The following is a 21408-nucleotide window of genomic DNA, read 5'->3' on the forward strand; positions in this document are numbered from 1 at the left end:
TCAGGATTTAACTCAGATGTACCTACCAATTTATTTGGTGAGATTAGATGAATGAACTACACGCATTTACATTCTGGCTGGACAAAACTTTGAAGTAGAAATATTGCCAAATGGGAGAGTGAGATATTTATGACTAAGGCAAATTTTCAAGCGATGACTAAACAAGAGTTAAGAGCTTATGTGTTAGAACATCGAGACGAACAAGAAGCTTTTTATGCATTAACGGATAAACTTAGAGAAGAACCAGGGATTGAAATTAGCTCAACAGAGCAGATGCATGAGCTAATTGAAGCAAGGTTAGATGAAGCTGATGTCAGAGATGCTTATACTGCACTAGAGGAAATTGCAGGGCTGGGGACAACGCCCTTTGAAGACATTAAAAGGGAGCTAGGGATATGAGCTACCAAGTAGCATTAGCACCTTCATCTGTACAGAGAATTGTAGAATTGGACTCAGAGGTGCAGCAACGACTAGCACAAAAGTTAGACGAACTAGCATTAAATCCACGTCCAGAAGACGCTCACCTATTGAAGGACATCGAACATCTGTATAAGGTTCGTTTAGGTGAATACCGCATTATTTACCAGATTCAGGATCAACGCTTACTACTAACAGTGATAAAGATTGCACATCTAAAAGATTATTAAAGCTTATCTGGAAAAGCGATCGCCTATATCCCAATACGCTAGGGTTAAGGCTTAACTCCTTTGTCAAAGTCGATTTTTTAACGAACTGCATTCGCGCAGCGTCTCCTAGAGAAGGACGCAAAGGAAGAGAAGGAATTCAAAGTCTCTCTCCTTTTAGGAGAGAGATTTAGAGAGAGGTTTTCCAGATACGGTGAAAAGTCAACTAAAAATTTCACAAAATCTCTGCCAACTTTACCAGCAGACTATTTGCTAAATCTGTATCAATACTATTTCCTTGACCAGCTAACAAGTTTCTCACAGCAGATAACCTGTCATTGGTTTCAGAAATTCTCCAAGATTCTTCTAAGTTTACAGCAAAATCAAACAGCGATCGCTCTCCTAAATCCTTTCTTACCTTCACAGCTACACTATCATTACTTACCAAAAATTCTTTAATAGCATCTAATCGAGAATTATCTAATATTTCGTCATTTCCCCACGTTTCCAGCCAGTCTCCATCGACATCTTCAACATAAAAATTGACAAAATCAACCCCGTAAGTTAGCCAGCTTTGCTGCATTTGTCGGGCTGTTGCTAAAGCTTCAGAAAAAGTATCCACTTGATTGTCGCACCTGTGAGTTTCTCTTTTGTTAGCCATAGAAGCTGTAATTAGCAGGTAAGTATTTAGCCTAGAATCCAAATCTGGAATATCAAATTCCCGAAATTTTACGAAAATTTTAAATATTTGCCACCAGAAAGGTAATCACTGTTATACAGTGCCACGTTGACTAACTGGTTGACAAAATCAGCATCCTTGGGATTGTAACTTAAGAACAGTCCTCTCTCGATTTCCCACGATCGCAGTGTATTTTGCCAAGCTTGGTACTTTTGTTGATTAAGTTCTTCAGAGACACTGGTAACTTGAATGCACAGTGGTTCATTGTTACGACTAACAATTAAATCTGTTGCCATAGAAAGGTCGGCAATATAACGCTGCCAAAAACTACCCTCTCGACTGACAATATCTTGAGCTATTAATTTAATGATATCATCATCAAGCTGATTAAATTCGCCTGCCATTAATTTTTGTTTCCAAATATAAAACTTGGAGTCACTTGCATTAAACCATCTAGGAAAGAGATAAGCATACCAATATCTCTCAATCGGGGTCATCTGCTCGAACTTTGCTTTTTGTTCTTCTTCTGAAGGTAAGGATTTGATTATCAGCCAAATTGTTGAATCCGTAATCACCTCTAGCAGAAAGGCAACGACAAAAGGTTTTGCAGTCAGGGAACCTGGCTTAATATTCTTTACCCAACGATTGATTTCATCTAATCTTCTCGCTAAATTATGATCTATCGAGGAGGCTTGCTCGATAAGGGACTTTAGCTTCTCCTTAATCTCTTTAGCTTGCAAACGATGCCCTACTTTCAGAAGATAACGCTTTTTTCACACATTTATAACTAAATTTTAACTTGAAAATGTCTTTACTTAATTTACTGATGTCATTAAATATTCTCTAGGTCGATGCCCTGTATACGTAAAACCTCCCGCAGTCGAGCAATTTCTTGTTCTGCTTGTTGGGCGCGTTCTTCTGCCTGTTGGGCGCGTTCTTCTGCCTGTTGGGCGCGTAAAGTTTCTTCTTGCGCCAGTTCTTCAGATGATAGTATTAATTGATTTTCAGTAGTGAAGAATCTTAATTTACCTTCATAAACTCCCAAATAAAGTTCTAACTGCTGACTCCACAAATATCCATCAGTGGTGGGTTGAATTTCTTGATACTTCCCATCTACTAAATGAAATCCCTGAAGTTCCATTGTTACAGGGTGAAACCAGAAATAATCTGGTGTACGGAAGGTATCCTGATAAACTTGTTTTTTTAAGCCTTTATCAACTGCTGCTGTTGAACTTGACAAAATTTCCACAATCACATTTGGATATTTGCCGTCTTCTTGCCAAACTACCCAACTCTTACGGTCTTTTTTCTCGGTTCCCAAAACTACGAAAAAGTCTGGACCACGGAACTTTTCTGATTTTTTCTGGTTAGGACTGTAGTAAATCGTCAAATTACCAGAAGCATAGAAATCTTGCCTCTCGCGCCACCATAATTTGAGTATGCGAATCAGCAAATCGATTTGTTCTCGGTGCAGGTCACTTTCCAAGGGTGGTTCGTCACTCAGTATATCGCCAGGAGGAAAAATAACTTCCTCCTCTGAAATTTCATCAGAGATAATTTCTATGGTAGCAGGTTCAGACATCAGCGATCGCTCTGCGATTTACGTTCATTTTAGAGTATTCCAACTAAAAAATGATCCACAACTTTAGTCACTTTGATAAAAGATTTCAACGAACCATTTTTTCAAAGTTGGTAAGCGGTAAATCTGCTCTTCGATTTGGGCGATCGCTTGTTGTGTAAGTTTAACTCCTGTATGATAAATCTTCACGGGCCAAAGTAACCACAGGATTTTTGCCCTTGAAAGTCAGCTCCCAAAGCAAACCGTAGCACAGTATCAACGCTGCCCTTGTAAACTACCACGCCAATGTTGCTCAAGCCAATCAAAAGCATGCTCAACAGGATTATATTTACGATGATAAGGAGAATAATAAGCGGACTTTAGCTATTAGCCCAGAACTAAAGTTCTGGGCGGTTTCTGTCTAGAACTAAATAGCCCTGATCGCCGATACACCGTGCTGATTCGATCAGATTGATCATGGCATCAACTCCCCAGCCATTAAACCCGCAACATCATGCGCTCTTGGGCAATTCATGTAGCTTTAGCTGACCGCAAGGTATTGCCCCTACGCAGAAAATCATTCTTTTTGGCTATTGTTTACGTCAGTCCTGCTTTTTTTGTTTGATACGGTAAATCCAACCTATGTCTGTACGGTTTACCCAACTCTGTTTAGATTTTTATTTTATTAAATTACTTACTAGAGAGAAGAAACAAAACACCTCTCGAAAAAACCAGAGGTTCGATAATTGCTTAAATATCTGAAACCTCTAAATACCTCTAAAACTTTGTTTGATTACCCCAACTTAAATTAGAAAGTTAAGGAGAGATTGAGATATGGCATTCATTCGTTGGGAACCATTCCGTGAAATGGAGATTCTGCGTCGTCAAATGGATCAACTATTCTCTGAGCTTACAGCAGCCGAGCGCGGCAACTCCGAGATTTCTCCATCACCGAGAACAGCGTGGGTTCCTGCTGTTGAATTATCTGATAATGGTTCCGAGTTGCTATTAAGAGTTGAGATTCCAGGCGTGGAAGGTAAAGACCTGGATGTTCAAGTTACTCAAGATGCAGTTTCGATTGCTGGTCAGCATCGTTACGAAAAACATTCCCAATCTAATGCTAAAGTTCATTCTGAATTCCGGTATGGCAACTTCACTAGAGTAATTGCTCTGCCAACCAAAGTTCAGAATCAACAAGTTAAGGCAGACCTGAAAGATGGGATTTTAATTCTGACTTTACCCAAACTGGAGCAAGAGCAGAGCAAGGTATTCAAAGTGAATTTAGGCCAATCTCAAAGTGCTACAGCTTCTATAGAAGCGGGCAATGTGAACACACAACCCAACATTACATCACAATAAAGTGTTCAAACTTCTGAGAAGATGTTCTATTTTCTGATTCAATGGTTCCTATATCTTTGAAATAGGTAAATTTTGATAGAAACCCCAGCTAAACTCATCGGCTGGGGTTTTTATTGCTTTTTTTTACTCACCACTATTTTGGTAAATTCAGTGAGAGGGTGCTATTCCTCTTGGACATCAACCCAGATACTGCCTTCTTCCACACGAATCGGAAACACTGGCAATGCTTTTTGTTGTGAAACCAACGAGAGTACCTTACCTACACCAGGTGGCCAAGAACACCACTCTTGTACCTCACCAGTCCGCAGGTCAAAAGCACTGCGATGGAAGGTACAAACTATTGCTCCGCTTTCAGTGATTTTCCCACTTTTGAGCGGTAATTTTAAGTGAGGACAGTTGCTATCTACAGCATAAAGCTGACTTTCGTGATTCAAAAGCAGAATTTTACGCTTACCAACTTTTACCACTTGTCGTGCACCTGGGGAAAGTGCTTCGACTGTAAGAACTTTAGTCCAGCTCATTAGGTTCTCCTCTGTTAATATATCTGCTTTCAGTTTCCCGTAATTGTGACCCGTGCGATCGCCTTTCAGTAGTAGAGAAGCATAAAGTCAATAAATCACAAACTTTTCTCGAAACAGCGATGTCTACGATGGTTACTGAGCTTGCCGTACCACTTCGTGGAAGCAAGCTACGCGCAGCGTCTCGTAGAGAAGTATGGGCGATGCGATCGCTGGTGAGATACTACAAATATAAAATTTGACATATAATCCTATTTTTACACTGAATAAACTTATGTCTGGGTAAACTAAACAAAGCACTTCCTATCCCAGCATCATCGGGCTTGTGGCTGATAACAGACAACTTTGAGGGATATAGAAAATGATTAAGACAAGTTACGAATTTGACCAATCTATCCTCCCCGCAGGATCATCATTAAAGACTAATATTCTTTTACGTTTTCGGGCTGACATAGCTGAATCTCCCCGACGTCACCTTAACCTTTCTCTGGTAATTGACCGTTCCGGCTCTATGGCAGGCGCTCCGTTGCATCATGCACTCAAAGCCGCTGAGTCTGTGGTAGATCAACTTGAGCCAGATGACATTCTCTCAGTCGTTGTTTACGACGATGAAGTGGACAGCGTTGTACCACCCCAGGCTGTGACTAACAAAGCCGCACTGAAAAATTCTATCCACAAAGTTAGAGCCGGCGGTATTACCAACTTATCGGGGGGATGGCTCAAAGGCTGTGAACATGTGAAGACGCGACTTGATCCGCAAAAAATAAATCGTGTTCTCCTGCTTACCGATGGCCACGCCAATATGGGCATTCCAGACCCGAAGATACTTACGGCGACATCGGCGCAAAAAGCTGAAGAAGGCATTATCACAACTACGTTAGGTTTTGCTCAGGGTTTCAATGAAGACCTGCTGATTGGTATGGCAAGAGCCGCCACAGGCAACTTCTACTTCATTCAAAGCATCGACGAAGCAACGGAAGTCTTTAGTATTGAGTTAGACAGTCTCAGAGCAGTAGTGGGACAGAATCTCAAGGTGACACTTGAGTTGGCTAATGGTGTTAGCCTCGTTGATACCTTAAGTCTTGCTAAACTTAGCCAGAATGATGCTTCTCAAGCTGTCCTCACCTTGGGAGAGCTTTACGAGGGCGAAGACAAACTTCTCGGTTTGAGTTTGGTGATATCAAGCGCTCAAATTGGTGAGTTACCTGTGATGAAACTGTATTACAGCGCCGATGTTGTGCAAGATCATCTCATTCAAAATGTGTCAGGCACAGTAGATGTCATCGCCAAAGTTGGCACCGTTGAGGAAGCAGCTTTTGCCTCTACCAGCCAGATCACTCTGGAACTGAGTCGCCTGACGATCGCTAAGGCCAAAGAAATTGGACTGAATCTAGCTGAACATGGCAAGCATCAGGAAGCTGAACAAACCCTGCGATCGCTGGTGAAAGATTTGCGGGATAAAGGGTTGAATGAGAATTTTGAAATTGCTGAGGAGATCGATCAGCTTGAGTATTTCGCAGGTCGGATCGCCCAAAAAGCTTTAGGTAATGCCGGACGTAAAGAGATGCGGGATCAGTCTTACCAGACGATGACGCGCAATCGCAGCGATCTGGGGGGTCGCGGTGTCACTGCTGGCGATGAAGTCTACGCGATACCGATTGTGAATGAAGTCGGTTCAGGTGTTGAATTGTACTGCGTCCGTGAAGGGGGTAAACTGCGGATCAAAGTCATGTCCAAAGGCTACGATTCAACCAAGAACATCCAGTTTCCCCGGGCGATTCGTGCCGAGGGAGCGCGTTATGTTGTTGAAGGACTGGAAGTTTCAAGCGATGGGACTTTCTACCGTGTACGTGGTAATATTACCCGTTTTGCTCAACCGGGTGAAGCAGATATCTTCGTTGCCCCTAGACAATCGAATCTAACTAACACAGGCAAAGCTTCCAAAGGCCCTGCCAGTGCCGCCGATCTGATCACAACTGACAGTGTAGGGGACAGCATTTTAATTCAGTGTGTCAAAGATGGCAGCAAGCTACGGGCTAGGGTAGTTTCCGACGGATATGAACCAGATTGGAACATGCGTTTTCCGCGATCGGTTCGTGAGGAAGGAATGCTTTACCTCGTTGATGAAGTCAAAACAGCACCTGATGGCAAGTCCTATATTGCCTGTGGTGAAATTAAGCGATTTGTGCAACCCACTACTACCAATTGAGTAGCCCTTTCAAAGTCACTCATAAAATCTTTGCTTTCCTCTCTGCGTTACGGACACTTTGCTCAAGTCAAGCCAGCCGCTTGCGGGGGTTCCCCCTCTTGTGCGGACTGGTGTGGGAAACCCGCCCAAGCAAGTGTCCTCCTCTGTGCCTCTGCGGTTCAATAAATCACTTTTAAACCGCAGAGGCGCAGAGTACACAGAGAAAAGAGGAATTATAATTACGCCTCGATCGCAGGGTTATAATCATCTGGGTTATTAAAGCCTGCAATCCAGGCGGCTGCCTGATGGCAATTTCGCATATCAGGGGGAACACGCAAGATATGAATATGTCCTGTGGATGGACAAGTAACTTTTAAAACCATCAGTGACTCGTCATCCTCAAAAGGAATGTAGACTAGTTGACGTTCTCCACCGGCATCGCGATCGCGATCACGGATCAATCCTCCCACTTGCTGCAAAAATCTCTCGTATCCCAGACGTTCAATCAGCACGCGGCGCAACTCAACATTCTCTATATTGAGGATATCCTGCCCCGTTATCGACTGGGATTCAAAGGCAATCTTATCTGTCACCTGTACGCCTCGCCACCGCAATACAAAACCATGCCCCGCAGATAAACTGGTAATCCCACTTCCGGCCAACTCGATCCAATAAGTGATGTGGAGTCCTTGGGGAAGGTTAATAAGGTTTACACAGTCGCTAATATCAATACTTTCACAGGTGAGATTTTCAGGTAGATTGTAAACATCCAACGCACCGCTTAAATCCAGATGACCCAAAACGCGCATCCCATTCCAGGCGCGATGCTCAAGGATCAGTTTTCGAGCAACTTCAGCCGATACAGGCTCGTGACTTTCGTTTGGACGCTGCTTAACTAATTTATTCGGCACACGTCCCTTTGACATCATCTTCAGCATTAGTCCATCACCTCCACGTAAGCATCAGGCCAATATTCACGTTGTTTCCAGACACGGTAAAGCCCTTGGGGTAATTCAATCGCCCGATGTTCTTCATGAACTAAAGTCGCACTTACTTCTTTAACCTCAAGAAAAAGGTCATTACCATGTACCCACAACTGAACAGCATTGGATTACTGAATGCGATGGCTATGTCCTGTGATTTCACCATGAGCCAGAGTAGCACCTACACGCCTTTGAACACCGACAGGTAAGCTAGCAATACGTCTAATTAAAACGTCGCCATGTCTGTAGAGAATACTAGCTTGGGAGTTATTGCTGTCGTTAAACATCTTTTCATTATACACTACGTAGTAGTTAGGAAAGTGGATTAAATAAAATGCAAAACTTCATCCTTTCTCTAACTTCCCTCTCCTTTATAAGGAGAGGGATTGAGGGTGAGGTAAGCCAGGGAGATAAATTGTATCTTAATTTAATTCTTATTCCTTAATATAGAAAAATTCGCTTTCCTATATCATCTTACACAGGACTTATGCAAACAATAGCCAAAACCGTGATTTTCTTCTTAGGGCAATACCCTGCGGTCAGCTAAAGCTACATTAATTGTCCCTACACCGTGTCATTTTGCGTAAGTCCTATTACACTGATATTGCTGTGTGACTGCTATCTTCATCTTGTAGCGGTAGATCATATTTATCATAGAGAACTTTTATATGTCGGCTAAACTGTTCCTCTACAAAATAGCTGCTGGAAAATTCACTTGCAAAAGAAACCTGATGAAAGTGATAATCTAAATTGAGCAAATTGTAGACAAGCCTTAAGAAATAATCATCTATCCAGAAATCTACATCAAATAGTGAAATGCCATATTTTCCTTCTAACCTGCGATTTAAAGTTTTCAGTAACCAAGACCATTGAGGTTTGAGGGTCGGATCGATGCGATTACCAAATACAGGATTAAAAAACTGATTTACTTGAGTTGTTCTCACATCAATCACTTGAGTTAATAAATCTGCCGCCTTGAGTGGAGATGAATTAAACCAATAGTTAGCAACTACCAAATCATGTAGATAAGCAATGATAATTTTAGGGTTTTCTTTAATGAACTGCGAACGACAAACAATTCCTCTAATTGATGGAATTCTTAAACTACCCGTCTGAGAGAGAGGCAACTTTCTGACAAAAGCATAAGCTTCTAAAATTGAAGCAAAAGTGTGACAACATACGTAAGCATCTATAGTTTTATTTGCTAAACTATTACTTGCTTTACGAGGATTTTCATTCACTAATCTGCAATCCTTACTGACATCCAGATCATAGAGTTCAAAAAGAGTAATAATGAACCGATGAGCATTTGAACCAAATAAGGTGGAAATTCGTTTCCCTTTCAGATCATGAACAGTGTTTATACAAGAATCTTTATGCAGAACAATATTTATATCTTGACCTAAAAGATTATACGAAGCAATCCCAATCAATTTAGAGCCGAAACTTAAATCATCGAAGAATTGGCTACCATTATTTAAGAGAGAAATATCATCTAAAATACAAATATCTAGTTCTCCCCGTTTCATCTCTCGGTTCATTTGTTCACCAGAGGCAAACGGTAGAATTTGTAACTCGAAATCTCGGTTAATTTCAATATTTTTGAAAATAGGCTGTTCCAATGATGAAGATGCTCTCTGTAAGTCAGAAATATACTTAGTCCCATACCCAGCAACAAATTGCCCGATGGAATCACTCTGAATACCTATCCGAAGAATATTTTCTTCTTTGGGAGAACAGCTACCTAAAATTAGATTTACATTAGGCAAACTTTCAAAGTTCTTTTGATCGAGTCTAAAACTTCTCACCAAACTCTCTGCGGATATTAATAACTCACTAAAGCGAGGAACATGAATATAAATGCCATATTCATTAACATCTTCAATAGGAACAGTTAGGACTTGATATTGAGATATTATATCAGTTTGACAAAAGTCGGGTAAAATCGTTAATTTTTGATTTTCTGATGTATAGTTGAGGACATCTTGATAATTATGTAGTACCTTTACACCACTTAATTTATTCATCAAAAATCTATTTTTAGATAGTTCAGAATGAATCTCATCTAAAAGCACAACCTCAGCTAGATCAATATCATTGATTTTAATTAAGCTATGCTGATTGAGATATTTTCTTGTCCCAAAAGAGATCAGCAGCATTTTATGAGTTGTTAATCTAGTACAATGGTGTTCTTCCTTATATCCAGAGCAACTGTTGAGCAAGAGATCCATCTCTAGAAGTTGAGAATTTGAGAAAAATATGCTATTTTTAACTGCTATATCTTTGATATTCCTACCTGGAAAACAAAGCTGAAATCGCTGTAAATATTGTTTTAGCCAGACCTCTAAGATGAAATTAGTAGCCCCTAATATCAAATCTTCACCTTCAGCGCTAAATGTTGCTTGAAATTCTTCTCGCAGATTTTCTACAGTTTCTACTACATTAAGTGTCTGAGAAATTAATTTCTTGCCTTTATTGGTTAAGCATATAGAACCAGGAGAGCGATTTAGCAGAATTACTCCAAAATAATCCTCTATCTGCTTGACTTTTTTGCTAATTAATGCCTGACTATGCCCAAGTTTTTGTGCTGCTTTCGAGAAGCTACCACAGTCATCTACTGCTTTTAAAATTTTGATGTGATTTAGGCTAATATCTTCGAGTTTAATCTTATTCATGCTAAGTAAGGCAAGATTTTTAATTACAAGGCAATTAAGCTATTCTGCTGTGTGTATTCGGAAATCACTAGTTTATGGAAACGAATAGTGTCTTCTAACATAGATTCAAATTTGAGTACTATTAAGTCAACGCCAACGGCTTCGTATTCTTTCAGACGTTGAATAATAGTATAGCGATCGCCAACGAGTTGAGCAGATAAACCGAGATTGGCTTCAATGGTTTGACTGATATCTAGTTTGTTGTGGGCAACTACGTGAGGATCGATTTGCTCTTGAAAGTACTTAATCTGCTGTTGATCGGCAGAACGATAAATCGCTTTTAATCTGGCTTCAGCTTCGGCAGTATTTTCACCAACGATCGCAAACGCACTCATTGCTACTTTAATCTGACGCCCATAGCGATCGCTAGCCAATTTTTTCACTTTCTGCACCAGTGCTGCTGTTTTTTCTGGATCATCAGCATTGATAAATAAATAATCTCCCTGACGAGCCGCGAGGTCAATCGCCCGGTCTGATTCACCAGCAATGAAAATGGGTGGTGTTGGTGTAGGCTTATCTGCGAGAATACCACCTGCGATCGTGTAATATTTGCCAACGTAATTAAAGGCTTCCACTGTCCATAGCCCTCTGATTACATCAATGTACTCTTCTAATCGCGCGTAGCGATCGCTGTGGGGTAGCCAGATATCTCCATAGCTTTCTACTTCTAATTTCCACCAACCGGCAATGCCACTCAGAGCAAATCTGCCGTTACTGAGTTGATTTTGAATGTTTGCACTCAGCTTGGCAACGACAGCAGGCAGTTTAAAACCAGGTTGTACAGCCGCAACAATCTTGATATTTTTGGTATTCAAACTTGCTAAAGCTGCTGTAATCCAAGCATCAGCAACATTATAGTTAGGTCCATGAACTGCATTCAAGTAATGTTCAGGAATGTAATAGAAATGATAACCTAACTCATCTGCTTGAACTGCCAGCTTTACCAAATCTTGAGTAGATAAATTAGCCTCATGGTTGACAACCCGCAACCATCCGCCACACACCGGCGACCAAATTCCAAACTGAAGTGGCATAAATCTTTTTCTAGTGCCTTTTTTTACGAGATTTTAATTAAACTACAGTATTAATATCTCTTTACCGTAGTTTAGGAGTTCAGACTACCACATTTATTTCTGCTGTGTATAGTTTCAGATAACACATGAAAAGCATTTACTTATCACGATATGGAATATAGGACTAGTATTTGATTTTTGAAATGCACGTAGTAGACCCTCTAGGCTAAAATAGTGCATTAGACGTAGGTTGGGTGGAGCGGAGCGCAACCCAACTGATTATCAGGATGTTGGGTTACGCGAAGCCTCCAACGCCACTTGCTACAACGCGGGAAACCCGCGCAACGCAGTGGCTCCCCAACCTACAATTTTTTGCAACATTCTAGCTAAGAGGGGCTAGTACAAGACTACCGAGATTTTTTCAGAAATCAAATATGATTCCGATAGTAGTCATACTTTGTCCTGACAATTCAGGTCATGTGGAAAAGCCCACGAAAGACCTAACCCCCTAGCCGCCTAGCCCCCTTCCCGACACGGGAAGGGGGAAAATTCTTCATCTCTCTCCTTGTAGGAGAGAGATGAAGAAGAGAGGTTTTCCAGATAAGAGTGAAAAGTCAGTTTCAAGGTGGGTAAAATTTTTGGATAATAATTCCTCTTTTCTCTGTGTTCTCTGCGCCTAGAGTCGTTCAATAAATAACTTTTAAACCGCAGAGGCACGGAAAACGCAGAGAGGAAAGCAGAGATTTTATCAGTGACCTTGAAAGGGCTAGTCCTAAAAATAATTAAATACTCATTCAGCAAAATTGGGCTGTATTCCAAAATGGAATATGGAAATGGAATTTAAGTATATCGAGTCACGACATCGGAAAAATTGCCGTGATAAAGTCTGATTCATTAATAAGTACGGTAGCACGGTCAAGATATGGTATATTGCCACTATCACATCCTGAGATTGTCTACTTGTAAGCTCAGAGTAGTTTCCAGCCGCTCTCAAGGTTTCGATTTTGACTAAGATTTTGCCCGATCAAGTTTTAGCTAATTTGTTAGTGATGAAAAATTAGGCTTTGTTGGATTACAAGCAAACTTAGACAAATAACCAAGCAGTTTCAATTACAAACGCACAATTATGGTAGATATTAAGTTCGCATACTGGATTCCCAACGTTAGCGGAGGGTTAGTAGTAAGCAAAATCCCCCAACGGACAGATTGGACTTATGAATACAATGCTCAACTGGCTCAAACAGCTGAAGAAGTCGGGTTTGAATATGCTCTAGCACAAGCCAGATTTATCGCTAGCTATGGCGCTGAGTACCAGCTAGAGGCACTTACAACCGTGTCAGCCCTAGCTCCTGTCACTAAGAAATTGAAGCTAATTGCAGCAGTTCACCCAGGATTGTGGCATCCGGGAGTAGTTGCCAAAATCGGTGCCAGCATTGATTTTCTGTCAAATGGTCGGTTTGCACTAAATGTGGTTAGCGGCTGGTTTAAAGATGAATTCACCATCTATGGTGAACCCTGGTTAGACCATGACGAACGCTATCGTCGTTCCGAAGAATTTATCCGTGTTCTCAAAGGTATGTGGACAGAGGAGGAGTTTCACTTTAAGGGCGACTTTTATCGCATCAATGGTGGTTGGGTGAAGCCCAAACCGATTACCCAACCGCATCCAGAAATCTTCCAAGGCGGTAACTCGAAAGCAGCGCGGCGCATGGCTGGCCGCGTCTCTGATTGGTATTTTATGAATGGCAACACTATAGAAGGTGTGCGATCGCAGATTGAAGAAGTGTCTGCATTAGCTCGTCAAGAAGGACGCAAAATTAAGTTTGGTCTGAATTCCTTTATCATCGTGCGAGATACGGAAGCAGAAGCTCATGAAGTATTGCGCGATATTATTGCTCAAGCAGATGTCGAGGCGGTGAAAGGATTTGGCGAAGCAGTGAAACAGGCGGGAGCTTCTACTCGTGAGCATCAGGGAATGTGGGCAAATTCCAATTTTGAAGACTTGGTGCAGTATAACGATGGCTTCCGTTCCGGCTTGATTGGGACGGCTGATCAAGTTGCTGAGAAGATTCGCCAGTTTTATGAAGTGGGAGTTGATCTAATTCTCGGTGGCTTCTTACATTACTCGGATGATTTGCCTGCATTTGGTAAGACAGTAATTCCGATTGTGCGCGAACTAGAAGCTAATCGTCGTAAGGTTGATGAGTTAGTTGTGGTGTAGCAGATTCTTGAGAGTTAACGACTTCTGCAAGTAGTTGTGTAATTTATTTGAGAAGTCGTTTAATGGTTAAACGGATTCCTACAAAAAGTTGATCATTCAAAGAATCTCACCAGATTGAATCTGTGTATTGGCATATTGCAATCAGCCCTATAAATTACGACTAGCCAATGTATTTAGATCATTGTCTGGTTAAATACTTATCACAATCAAGGAGTTATATTATGACATCAGTAATTGATACTGAACAGAAGGCCCATATCATTCAGGATGACAAAGAAGCGATCGCGATCGCTCACGAACTAGCAGCTGAGTTTGCCAAAGGTGACTCAGAACGCGACCAAAATCGGCGTTTACCTGCTGAGGAAGTAGAAAAGTTCTCCCAAAGTGGATTGTGGGGAATTACAGTCCCCAAAGAGTATGGCGGGGCTTTTGTATCGAGTGCCACCTTAGCAGAAGTCATAAAAATCATCTCCGAAGCTGATTCTAGCCTCGGTCAAATTCCCCAAAACCACCTCTACATGGTGGAAGCAGTTCGCTTGGATGGTACAGATGAGCAGAAGAAGTTCTTCTTTGATTTGGTTCTACAAGGTAAGCGATTCGGTAACGCCTTCTCGGAAATTGGCACTAAGTCTGTTACTGATGTCCAAACAAAGTTAGAACCAGATGGTTCTGACTATATACTCAACGGACGTAAATATTACTCCGCCGGGGCATTACTAGCTCATTGGGTTCCCGTCATTGCTAGTCAAGATGGTAAGACAGTGGTGGCATTTGTCGAAAGAGATGCCCCTGGATTGACGCTACTTGATGACTGGACGAGCTTCGGACAGCGTACTACAGCTAGCGGCACTACCATTATCGAAAATGTGAAAGTTAAGGCAGAACACGTCATTCCGCACTACTTAGCCTTTGAGAGAGCAACACCAATGGGTGCGATCGCGCAAATCATCCAAGCCGCGGTAGACGTGGGAATTGCCAAAGCCGCAGTTCGTGACACTATCCACTTTGTCCGCAACCATACCCGCCCTTGGGTTGATAGCAATTTAGAAAAGGGGTATGAAGATCCCTTGACGCTCTATAACTTAGGCAATGTCCAAATTCAGGTTCACGCTGCTGAAGCATTGTTGCGACGTGCAGGTGAGTTTCTCGACATCGCCAACGAGTCAGGTTTAGAAGAACCCAAGGTAGTTGAAGCATCAATAGCCGTTGCGGAAGCGAAAGCCTTAGCTACCGAAGCCGCATTACTAGCTACCAACAAGTTGTTTGAACTAGCAGGTACTAAGTCCACATTGGAGCAATTCAACTACAATCGCCACTGGCGAAATGCCCGCGCTCACACACTCCATGATCCCGTCCGTTGGAAATACTACGCTGTTGGTAACTACTTCCTCAATGGTGTCTACCCCCCACGCCATCCTTGGCTGTAATTGCCGCATTCTCTATTGGGGTCAATCAATTTTGGATTTTCGATTTTGGATTTTCGATTTTGGATTTTCGATTGACCCCATACATTAATGCAGTTGCTCTGAATAAAGAATTGTAGATTTTGGATTTATTCCACAAATAAATTTGCTTGCTCTCAGACATTTTAAATTTTGAATCTTAAATCCAAAATTTAAAATCGTTCGACTGACTTGTACTGAGCCTGTCGAAGGGCTCAGGGTAACACCTGCCGTACCCTTCGGGAAGCAAGCTACGCGTAGCGCGATGCCCTGAGCTTGCCGTTCGCGCAGCGTCTCGTAGAGAAGGGTCTCGTAGAGAAGGGTCGAAGTAGCGCTCACGCCGAAGTCTAAAATTCGGTGAAGCTTTCGGGGGTAATATAGCGTTTCCTAATCACATAAGGTACATCATAGCCCCCTCCTCGCGTGCGGGGAGGGGGTTGGGGGTGGGCTTCTTGTACGTCACTCAAGCGAGAACCGCTATATTTACCAGAATGCTTTGCCCCTGATAAATCCAACATTATTGAAGTTGATACTATGAGCATTACAAACCCAACCCAGAGGCGGAGTATTTGGAAAAGCCAGCCATTTAAGGGACTGCTTTTTATTGCTGTAATTGCTGTCATTAGCTATATTTTTGAACTCATCTTTGGTCAAATTATTCAACTGAATGTGGGAACAAAGTTGACTTATATCACTATATGCTTCGTCTGGTGGTGGCATCTAGGTTTTTCCCTCAACGGCTATCCAGGCTCTCGCTTTTCCTCTACCCGATTTGGACGAGGAACAGTGAATTTAGTAGTGCTGTTGGCGCTAGTTTACATTACTGGAGAATCTTGGAAATTCATCTCTGCAAAAGCAATTCTCACTGATACATCTGTTGGCTTGTGGGGACAAACAGCAATTATTACGGCTGCTGCAAGTTTATTCTTCTTTGATAACACGATTGTCACCACCGAGGAAGTACGCGAATGGCATCCAGTAAGCGGCTTGATCAATATCTTTTTTGCCGTCTTCTTTATTGCCCCTGCACTCACCTTCTTACCACAAATGTGGGGACTTCAACCTTTTTATATCCCTTGGTATTGGTTTCCTTGTTCGACAGTGTTTGGCAGTTTCTTTGAACGTTGGCCTTTGAATAAATTGGAACTAGGAATGCCACGTTTGGGGTTACTGCATACAGGTATTGTTTTATTACTGACTCTGATTACAGAATTGTTCCTCAAACAGCTAGGAATGGATTTGTTTACCACAACGACAGGCCCAACCTTTGCTGGAATTTGGACAACAGTTGGTTTAGGCTTGCTGTGGCAATTTAATATGTGGCCTTTCACGCAGCTATCACAGCCTACAAAAGGCATAGTTGCATCTGTTGCTAGTTTAATAATTTCGGTCTTGTTTTACCTGCTGACAGTATCCCTGGTAGGTCAAGTAAATATTATCCAAGGGCTTTACTGGTGGTTTAATATTCTTTGGGTTCAAGTATTCTTAATGGCTCCGGGATTATACGACGGTTTGAACCTTTGGCAGGATGTGCCGCCAATAGTTGAAGAACAGCAACCCCTAAGCTTGAATAGTGAAGGGCGTTAATAGTTGTGATGTTGCTGTCTTTGCTTCAGCGTCTACACACAACAATATAATAGCGATGTTGGGGGATATGTGATTAAATGTACCGCAGGTTAAACAAATAAATTAAATAGAATACTTCATGCGCCGAGATTCAATATTCTACAAGCTTTTTCAACAATCCCCCACTTTGCTATTTGAACTATTGACAAATCCTCCAATAAATGCCGAAAATTACCGTTTTGATTCGGTAGCTGTCAAAGAACCCAAGTTTGAAAAATTAAGTCGAACTGAGGTGGAGTCTATGCTAGGAATAACGCTCAAAGAAACGAGAGTTTACCGAGAAATCAAGGAAGAAGGACGAGAGGAAGGACGAGAGGAAGGACGAGAGGAAGGACGAGAGGAAGGACGACGGGAAGAGGCTGCTAACCTTATTATCCGATTGTTGACTAAGCGGTTTGGAGAATTGTCTGGGGAAATACGATCGCCACTTTTTGATTTACCTTTACCTGTTCTCGAAGATTTGAGCGAAGCACTGTTAGATTTTACCAGTTTAGCTGATTTGCCGACTTGGTTAGAAGCAGTTATGAATTAAATTTATAGCGATCGCTATCCTCTGAAAGTTGATATATGCGGTGTGACTAGATCAATTCCGCAACGCCAAAATTTTGACGCTGCTGAATTGTTGTTTGCACCTTTGCTGAATATCTAAAAGGTGAAGGTTGTTCTCACGGTGCCAATTACCGCATCCTGATTATCATCGTTTTGACCAGGAGCCGTTATCCAAATTACGCCAGGGGTGATGGCAATGTTATCTGTGAGCCGATACTTGTAAAAGCCTTCAATATGTAAGGATAAATCATTTGCAGGTGCAGGATTACCACCCCGATAAGGTTCTGCACCCACAAGAATACCACCAAGATTACCTTGTTTACCTAAATCTGGGAATGCCAACCCCAGAGCATAGTACCAAATATCTGCACTACCACTACCTGCCAGATTTTTGGCGTTCGTGTAGCCAAAGAACCCATTGATTGCAACCTTAGGACTGAATTTGTAAAAAGCTTCTGCTCCATAAGAGTTTGTAATTACTTGATCAAAAGGTGTATTGGCCTGTGCAGTTCCAACGATCGCTCCACCACTACCAATATCAAATATCGCTCCCCGATTTTGGTAGGCATTTAGATAGGTTAAACCAATGCCAGAGTTATTGTTGGGGTTCCATGCTAGTTGGGCGATCGCGCCATATTGACCATTAAATAAACCGCTACCTGATTGAGGGCTGGCATGATCTCCTGCTAAATAACCCAAGCTCAATACTACTTTGTCACTGAATTTGTAATTGATTCCTGCACCAGCACCACCACCAATTCTATAGATAGGGCTGGAAGAAGCAAATTCTGTCAGAGCGCGACCGGCTCCTGTGGCACTATCCAAATAGGGACTGAGAGTGGGAATAAAATCAAAAAATACTCCGTTTACTGCTCCTACATAAGCGTCTATTTTGTCTCCAATCGGGAAGTAATAAGCGAGCCAATCGAGAAAATCATTGTTGTTGGCTGGAGAGAGATTAAAGGTTTGAAGTCCTTCTCCTGTACCATTTGGCAGCTTCAAAGTAGTAGCATTACCGCCAGTCAAACGGACGTAGAGAGCATCTTTACCTGTAAAACTACTTATGAATTTCAGGCGAACTCTATCTTGAAAAACTGTGTTGCTACCATTAACTGAGCCACTAAAGGCATTTGTGACGGCAAAGACGGCTTCTCCTACTAGCTTTGTTGTTGTTGAAAACTGATTTGCTTCTAGTTCCGCAGTCCGACCTTCTAAATTATCAACGCGACCCCGTAGAGTTGATAATTCAGCGCTAAATTCTGCTTGCAGTCTTTGTAGGGTAGTTAAGTCTTCTTTGGTAACTAAGTCTGATGTAGCTGTTGCAATTAGCTCATTTATCCGAGATAAACAAGCATTTAAGCCTGCTGCAAATTCATAGCGAGTGATGGCGCGGTTTCCCCGATAAGTACTATTTGGATAGCCCGCTATGCATCCATAACGCTCAACTAAAGACTGGAGTGCGCCAAATGCCCAATCACTTGGCTGTACATCAGAAAACTGAGATACAGATGTTACTTGAGACATACTGTTTGTCTGTTGGGCACTTGCATCACTATTGATTGCAGGAATTTTAGGCGTTTGTGCAATGGTTGTTTCCGAAAAATTGTCCTTGAAAGGTGGAGTTTGATTGGGACGTAGGGTGCGCTTGGTGAGTGCAGTTGATATATTTGTTTGAGTCCCATTCCCAACCACTAAATTCCTGTCTTCAGCATAAGCTGATGTGCTGGCTAGCAAAGTAGCACCCAAAATCATCGACTCCATGAATAAATTATGAAATGAACGATTGAACATTTCTATCACTCCCATCACATTTTTGGTTTGAAAAATTTAGGAAAAGCCATCAGACATTTCAGTGATTTGTCAAGTTAAAAATCTATGACTAGCCCTGAAAAATTTTGAATTACTTTAACACTCGAAAGTTTTCACTAATATCACTAGACATCCAGATATAACCAGATGTATCAGTGACTATCTGGCGTTTTCATCTGCATATTTAAGTGTAGAAAAGACTTTTTTTCACAAAATTAAAATCCCTGCACAAGCTGCTCTATCTGTAAAAAAACATTGCAGTTTTACAGAATAATCTGAATTTATCGCCAATTATTTACAAAATACTATAAATCTATCAATTTAAAGTAGATTATTGTATTCAAGTTAACAATATTGCATATATAGTTCTAAAAAACAAGTAGATGAGAGAAGAAATTCTCAAAAGTTGTTTTTTGCTTGAGTCTCAATTAACTATTTTTTGAGATTGTACTAACAACCCATAACTTTAGCAAAATTCTTTTCATTTGAACTTGCCTTATTAGTTAGATTGTGGGATGATATATTTTTGGTACGGTAATTTTATCGAAATACTGTAGATTTAAAGTTTTGCCAGCTGAATTTATGGTTGCTCCTCACAATAGGGTTAACAGGAGAAATTGCAAGGGATGCAATTAATCGAAACTAAAGAGTCTCAAAATTATCTTGATCTAGCTAAGTCTTTAGCAAAGGAATTTGCCGAGACTGCTGTGATACGGGATGCAAAAGGGGGAACACCAAAGCATGAACGCGATCGCTTGCGCCAAAGCAACTTGCTGAAACTGATTGTACCCACAGAGTACGGTGGTTTGGAGCAAAGCTGGATTACTGTTCTGCAAATTACCCGCGAGTTTGCCAAAGTTGATAGCTCCATTGCTCACGTCTTTTCTTATCACCATTTAGGTGTAGTTATTCCTCATATCTTTGGTTCAACAGAGCAGAAACAGCGATATTACTCAGAAACTATTCACAACAATTGGTTTTGGTGCAATGCCCTCAACCCTTTGGATAAAAGAACTACTCTGACAGCAGAAAATAATTATTTCCGTCTCAACGGGATTAAAAGCTTTTCCTCTGGCTCTCAAGACTCGGATATATTACCAATCACTGCCACTCATCAAGAAACTGGTGAATCAAGTATTGTAGTAATTCCCACCCAACGGCAAGGCGTTACTGTTCATCATGATTGGGATAATATCGGGCAACGTCAAACAGACAGTGGTAGTGTTACTTTTGAGAATGTGTTGGTGTATCCTGACGAAATTCTTAGTAGTAGAGACAAACCGAATCAACCCTTCACCACTATTCGCGCCTGCTTAACTCAATTGAATCTTGCTAATATTTACCTGGGAATTGCCCAAGGAGCATTTGAAGCTGCTAAAACATATACTAAAACCAGTACAAAACCTTGGCTGACATCAGGTGTAGAGAGTGCAACCCAAGATCCTTACATCCTCCAGCATTATGGCAAAATATGGGTTGATCTTCAGGCAGTGAAAAGCTTGACTGATCAAGCAGGAGAATTACTACAAGCAGCTTGGGGAAAAGAATGGTCACTTACCGCCGAACAACGTGGGGAATGTGCGCTTTGCATTGCTACTGCCAAAGTTGCAGCAACTAGAGTCGGTTTAGACATTACCAACCGCATCTTTGAAGTGATGGGCGCACGCGCTAGCAGTGCAAAATATGGCTTTGACCGCTACTGGCGCAATCTCCGCACGTTCACTCTCCACGATCCAGTCGATTACAAAATTCAAGACATCGGAAACTGGGCGTTAAATGACAAATTGCCAAAACCTGATTTTTATTCATAGTTTTTCCCTTTCGACAAAATCAACGCCCTAGTCTTAAACCTCTTTCCATAAGCATCTGAGGTTCGATATTCTCAACTTTAGGTATCGCTTCTAAGTGAGGAATCTTAGCGATGTCTACGACGGGCTACGCCTACGCATCCGCAATATTTCCTGATTAGGCACGTAACCAAGCCGTGTGAGGTGCATAGTCAAGGCTTTGTACTATTTCGTAACCTGCTTGATTACAGCAATTTTCAGGTAATTGAACCACAAACTGCGGTAGGCTGGGAAGGGAGTTATTGTTAGATCCGATGCCAATATCTTACTCAGGAGATT

Annotated in this window: 20 protein-coding genes and 2 pseudogenes; 10 read left to right on the forward strand and 12 right to left on the reverse strand. The window is 41.6% G+C overall.

The window, feature by feature from the left end; translation table 11 throughout:
* Nucleotides 1–16 precede the first annotated feature (16 nt).
* The 3 genes and pseudogenes from ACYTXL_RS18125 to ACYTXL_RS18135 all read left to right on the forward strand — a co-directional run bounded on the left by ACYTXL_RS18125 (nt 17) and on the right by ACYTXL_RS18135 (nt 647).
* Nucleotides 17–133 (forward strand): annotated as a pseudogene (locus tag ACYTXL_RS18125) (DUF6888 family protein).
* Nucleotides 130–399 carry a DUF6887 family protein gene (locus ACYTXL_RS18130; protein ID WP_461925957.1) on the forward strand — a complete coding sequence of 90 codons (270 nt, stop codon included), beginning with the start codon at nt 130–132 and terminating at the stop codon, nt 397–399. The pseudogene ACYTXL_RS18125 and the gene ACYTXL_RS18130 overlap by 4 nt, the downstream one beginning before the upstream one ends.
* Nucleotides 396–647, forward strand: a complete 252-nt coding sequence (locus tag ACYTXL_RS18135; RefSeq protein WP_461925958.1) for a type II toxin-antitoxin system RelE family toxin — start codon at nt 396–398, stop codon at nt 645–647. Before ACYTXL_RS18130 ends, ACYTXL_RS18135 begins: the two co-directional genes overlap by 4 nt.
* A gap of 211 nt (nt 648–858) precedes the next feature.
* On the opposite strand, the gene ACYTXL_RS18140 is transcribed toward ACYTXL_RS18135, so the two are convergent.
* From ACYTXL_RS18140 to ACYTXL_RS18155, 4 genes and pseudogenes are all read right to left on the reverse strand, one after another.
* Nucleotides 859–1284, reverse strand: coding sequence for a hypothetical protein (locus ACYTXL_RS18140; RefSeq protein ID WP_461925959.1), 426 nt, complete (start codon nt 1282–1284; stop codon nt 859–861).
* Between the two features lie 68 nt (nt 1285–1352).
* On the reverse strand, nt 1353–2042 hold the full coding sequence (locus ACYTXL_RS18145) for a hypothetical protein (RefSeq protein WP_461925960.1): 690 nt from the start codon (nt 2040–2042) through the stop codon (nt 1353–1355).
* 92 nt (nt 2043–2134) lie between these two features.
* Nucleotides 2135–2884 (reverse strand): Uma2 family endonuclease, encoded by a 750-nt coding sequence (locus ACYTXL_RS18150; protein ID WP_461925961.1) that lies wholly within the window; start codon nt 2882–2884, stop codon nt 2135–2137.
* Between the two features lie 63 nt (nt 2885–2947).
* Nucleotides 2948–3244 (reverse strand): annotated as a pseudogene (locus tag ACYTXL_RS18155) (ISAzo13-like element transposase-related protein); the annotation flags it as partial.
* Between the two features lie 450 nt (nt 3245–3694).
* On the opposite strand from ACYTXL_RS18155, the gene ACYTXL_RS18160 reads away from it, so the two are divergent.
* Nucleotides 3695–4219: an Hsp20/alpha crystallin family protein gene (locus ACYTXL_RS18160; protein ID WP_461925962.1), complete on the forward strand. Its 525-nt coding sequence runs from the start codon at nt 3695–3697 to the stop codon at nt 4217–4219.
* A gap of 161 nt (nt 4220–4380) precedes the next feature.
* Here ACYTXL_RS18160 and ACYTXL_RS18165 read toward each other — a convergent pair whose 3' ends face one another.
* The gene (locus tag ACYTXL_RS18165; protein ID WP_461925963.1) at nt 4381–4740 is read right to left on the reverse strand and encodes a Rieske (2Fe-2S) protein; all 360 of its coding nucleotides are present in this window, start codon (nt 4738–4740) and stop codon (nt 4381–4383) included.
* Between the two features lie 358 nt (nt 4741–5098).
* On the opposite strand from ACYTXL_RS18165, the gene ACYTXL_RS18170 reads away from it, so the two are divergent.
* Nucleotides 5099–6946, forward strand: a complete 1848-nt coding sequence (locus ACYTXL_RS18170) for a vWA domain-containing protein (RefSeq protein ID WP_461925964.1) — start codon at nt 5099–5101, stop codon at nt 6944–6946.
* A 218-nt stretch (nt 6947–7164) separates the two neighbouring features.
* Here the strand turns inward: ACYTXL_RS18170 and ACYTXL_RS18175 are convergent, their stop codons facing one another.
* The 5 genes from ACYTXL_RS18175 to ACYTXL_RS18195 form a co-directional block, all read right to left on the reverse strand.
* Complete coding sequence (locus ACYTXL_RS18175) at nt 7165–7863, reverse strand: DUF6745 domain-containing protein (RefSeq protein WP_461925965.1); 699 nt, start codon at nt 7861–7863, stop codon at nt 7165–7167.
* Complete coding sequence (locus ACYTXL_RS18180; RefSeq protein ID WP_461925966.1) at nt 7863–8021, reverse strand: hypothetical protein; 159 nt, start codon at nt 8019–8021, stop codon at nt 7863–7865. The genes ACYTXL_RS18175 and ACYTXL_RS18180 overlap by 1 nt, the downstream gene beginning before the upstream one ends.
* A gap of 15 nt (nt 8022–8036) precedes the next feature.
* Nucleotides 8037–8195 (reverse strand): hypothetical protein, encoded by a 159-nt coding sequence (locus tag ACYTXL_RS18185; RefSeq protein ID WP_461925967.1) that lies wholly within the window; start codon nt 8193–8195, stop codon nt 8037–8039.
* Nucleotides 8196–8501: 306 nt separating this feature from the next.
* Nucleotides 8502–10583 (reverse strand): LysR family transcriptional regulator, encoded by a 2082-nt coding sequence (locus ACYTXL_RS18190; protein ID WP_461925968.1) that lies wholly within the window; start codon nt 10581–10583, stop codon nt 8502–8504.
* A 23-nt stretch (nt 10584–10606) separates the two neighbouring features.
* Nucleotides 10607–11656, reverse strand: a complete 1050-nt coding sequence (locus ACYTXL_RS18195) for an LLM class flavin-dependent oxidoreductase (RefSeq protein ID WP_461925969.1) — start codon at nt 11654–11656, stop codon at nt 10607–10609.
* 1105 nt (nt 11657–12761) lie between these two features.
* On the opposite strand from ACYTXL_RS18195, the gene sfnG reads away from it, so the two are divergent.
* Nucleotides 12762–13856 carry a dimethylsulfone monooxygenase SfnG gene (gene sfnG, locus ACYTXL_RS18200; protein WP_461925970.1) on the forward strand — a complete coding sequence of 365 codons (1095 nt, stop codon included), beginning with the start codon at nt 12762–12764 and terminating at the stop codon, nt 13854–13856.
* A gap of 221 nt (nt 13857–14077) precedes the next feature.
* Nucleotides 14078–15283, forward strand: coding sequence for an SfnB family sulfur acquisition oxidoreductase (locus tag ACYTXL_RS18205; RefSeq protein ID WP_461925971.1), 1206 nt, complete (start codon nt 14078–14080; stop codon nt 15281–15283).
* A 362-nt stretch (nt 15284–15645) separates the two neighbouring features.
* Here ACYTXL_RS18205 and ACYTXL_RS18210 read toward each other — a convergent pair whose 3' ends face one another.
* Nucleotides 15646–15816 carry a hypothetical protein gene (locus tag ACYTXL_RS18210; protein ID WP_461925972.1) on the reverse strand — a complete coding sequence of 57 codons (171 nt, stop codon included), beginning with the start codon at nt 15814–15816 and terminating at the stop codon, nt 15646–15648.
* 16 nt (nt 15817–15832) lie between these two features.
* On the opposite strand from ACYTXL_RS18210, the gene ACYTXL_RS18215 reads away from it, so the two are divergent.
* Both ACYTXL_RS18215 and ACYTXL_RS18220 read left to right on the forward strand, forming a co-directional pair.
* The gene (locus tag ACYTXL_RS18215; RefSeq protein ID WP_461925973.1) at nt 15833–16885 is read left to right on the forward strand and encodes a hypothetical protein; all 1053 of its coding nucleotides are present in this window, start codon (nt 15833–15835) and stop codon (nt 16883–16885) included.
* A gap of 118 nt (nt 16886–17003) precedes the next feature.
* Nucleotides 17004–17456: a DUF4351 domain-containing protein gene (locus tag ACYTXL_RS18220; RefSeq protein ID WP_461925974.1), complete on the forward strand. Its 453-nt coding sequence runs from the start codon at nt 17004–17006 to the stop codon at nt 17454–17456.
* Between the two features lie 113 nt (nt 17457–17569).
* On the opposite strand, the gene ACYTXL_RS18225 is transcribed toward ACYTXL_RS18220, so the two are convergent.
* Nucleotides 17570–19264, reverse strand: a complete 1695-nt coding sequence (locus tag ACYTXL_RS18225) for an iron uptake porin (RefSeq protein WP_461925975.1) — start codon at nt 19262–19264, stop codon at nt 17570–17572.
* Nucleotides 19265–19908: 644 nt separating this feature from the next.
* Between ACYTXL_RS18225 and ACYTXL_RS18230 the strand changes: the two genes are divergently transcribed.
* Nucleotides 19909–21093 carry an acyl-CoA dehydrogenase family protein gene (locus ACYTXL_RS18230; protein ID WP_461925976.1) on the forward strand — a complete coding sequence of 395 codons (1185 nt, stop codon included), beginning with the start codon at nt 19909–19911 and terminating at the stop codon, nt 21091–21093.
* Nucleotides 21094–21408: the final 315 nt, after the last annotated feature.

It is taken from the genome of Nostoc sp. (assembly GCF_054880495.1).

Bases quoted from the DNA above. Each gene is read 5' to 3' on its own strand.
- ACYTXL_RS18130 (WP_461925957.1), top strand. From the start codon at position 130: ATGACTAAGGCAAATTTTCAAGCGATGACTAAACAAGAGTTAAGAGCT.
- ACYTXL_RS18135 (WP_461925958.1), top strand. From the start codon at position 396: ATGAGCTACCAAGTAGCATTAGCACCTTCATCTGTACAGAGAATTGTA.
- ACYTXL_RS18140 (WP_461925959.1), bottom strand. From the start codon at position 1,284: ATGGCTAACAAAAGAGAAACTCACAGGTGCGACAATCAAGTGGATACT.
- ACYTXL_RS18150 (WP_461925961.1), bottom strand. From the start codon at position 2,884: ATGTCTGAACCTGCTACCATAGAAATTATCTCTGATGAAATTTCAGAG.
- ACYTXL_RS18160 (WP_461925962.1), top strand. From the start codon at position 3,695: ATGGCATTCATTCGTTGGGAACCATTCCGTGAAATGGAGATTCTGCGT.
- ACYTXL_RS18165 (WP_461925963.1), bottom strand. From the start codon at position 4,740: ATGAGCTGGACTAAAGTTCTTACAGTCGAAGCACTTTCCCCAGGTGCA.
- ACYTXL_RS18170 (WP_461925964.1), top strand. From the start codon at position 5,099: ATGATTAAGACAAGTTACGAATTTGACCAATCTATCCTCCCCGCAGGA.
- ACYTXL_RS18175 (WP_461925965.1), bottom strand. From the start codon at position 7,863: ATGCTGAAGATGATGTCAAAGGGACGTGTGCCGAATAAATTAGTTAAG.
- ACYTXL_RS18185 (WP_461925967.1), bottom strand. From the start codon at position 8,195: ATGTTTAACGACAGCAATAACTCCCAAGCTAGTATTCTCTACAGACAT.
- ACYTXL_RS18190 (WP_461925968.1), bottom strand. From the start codon at position 10,583: ATGAATAAGATTAAACTCGAAGATATTAGCCTAAATCACATCAAAATT.
- ACYTXL_RS18195 (WP_461925969.1), bottom strand. From the start codon at position 11,656: ATGCCACTTCAGTTTGGAATTTGGTCGCCGGTGTGTGGCGGATGGTTG.
- sfnG (WP_461925970.1), top strand. From the start codon at position 12,762: ATGGTAGATATTAAGTTCGCATACTGGATTCCCAACGTTAGCGGAGGG.
- ACYTXL_RS18205 (WP_461925971.1), top strand. From the start codon at position 14,078: ATGACATCAGTAATTGATACTGAACAGAAGGCCCATATCATTCAGGAT.
- ACYTXL_RS18210 (WP_461925972.1), bottom strand. From the start codon at position 15,816: ATGTTGGATTTATCAGGGGCAAAGCATTCTGGTAAATATAGCGGTTCT.
- ACYTXL_RS18215 (WP_461925973.1), top strand. From the start codon at position 15,833: ATGAGCATTACAAACCCAACCCAGAGGCGGAGTATTTGGAAAAGCCAG.
- ACYTXL_RS18220 (WP_461925974.1), top strand. From the start codon at position 17,004: ATGCGCCGAGATTCAATATTCTACAAGCTTTTTCAACAATCCCCCACT.
- ACYTXL_RS18225 (WP_461925975.1), bottom strand. From the start codon at position 19,264: ATGTTCAATCGTTCATTTCATAATTTATTCATGGAGTCGATGATTTTG.
- ACYTXL_RS18230 (WP_461925976.1), top strand. From the start codon at position 19,909: ATGCAATTAATCGAAACTAAAGAGTCTCAAAATTATCTTGATCTAGCT.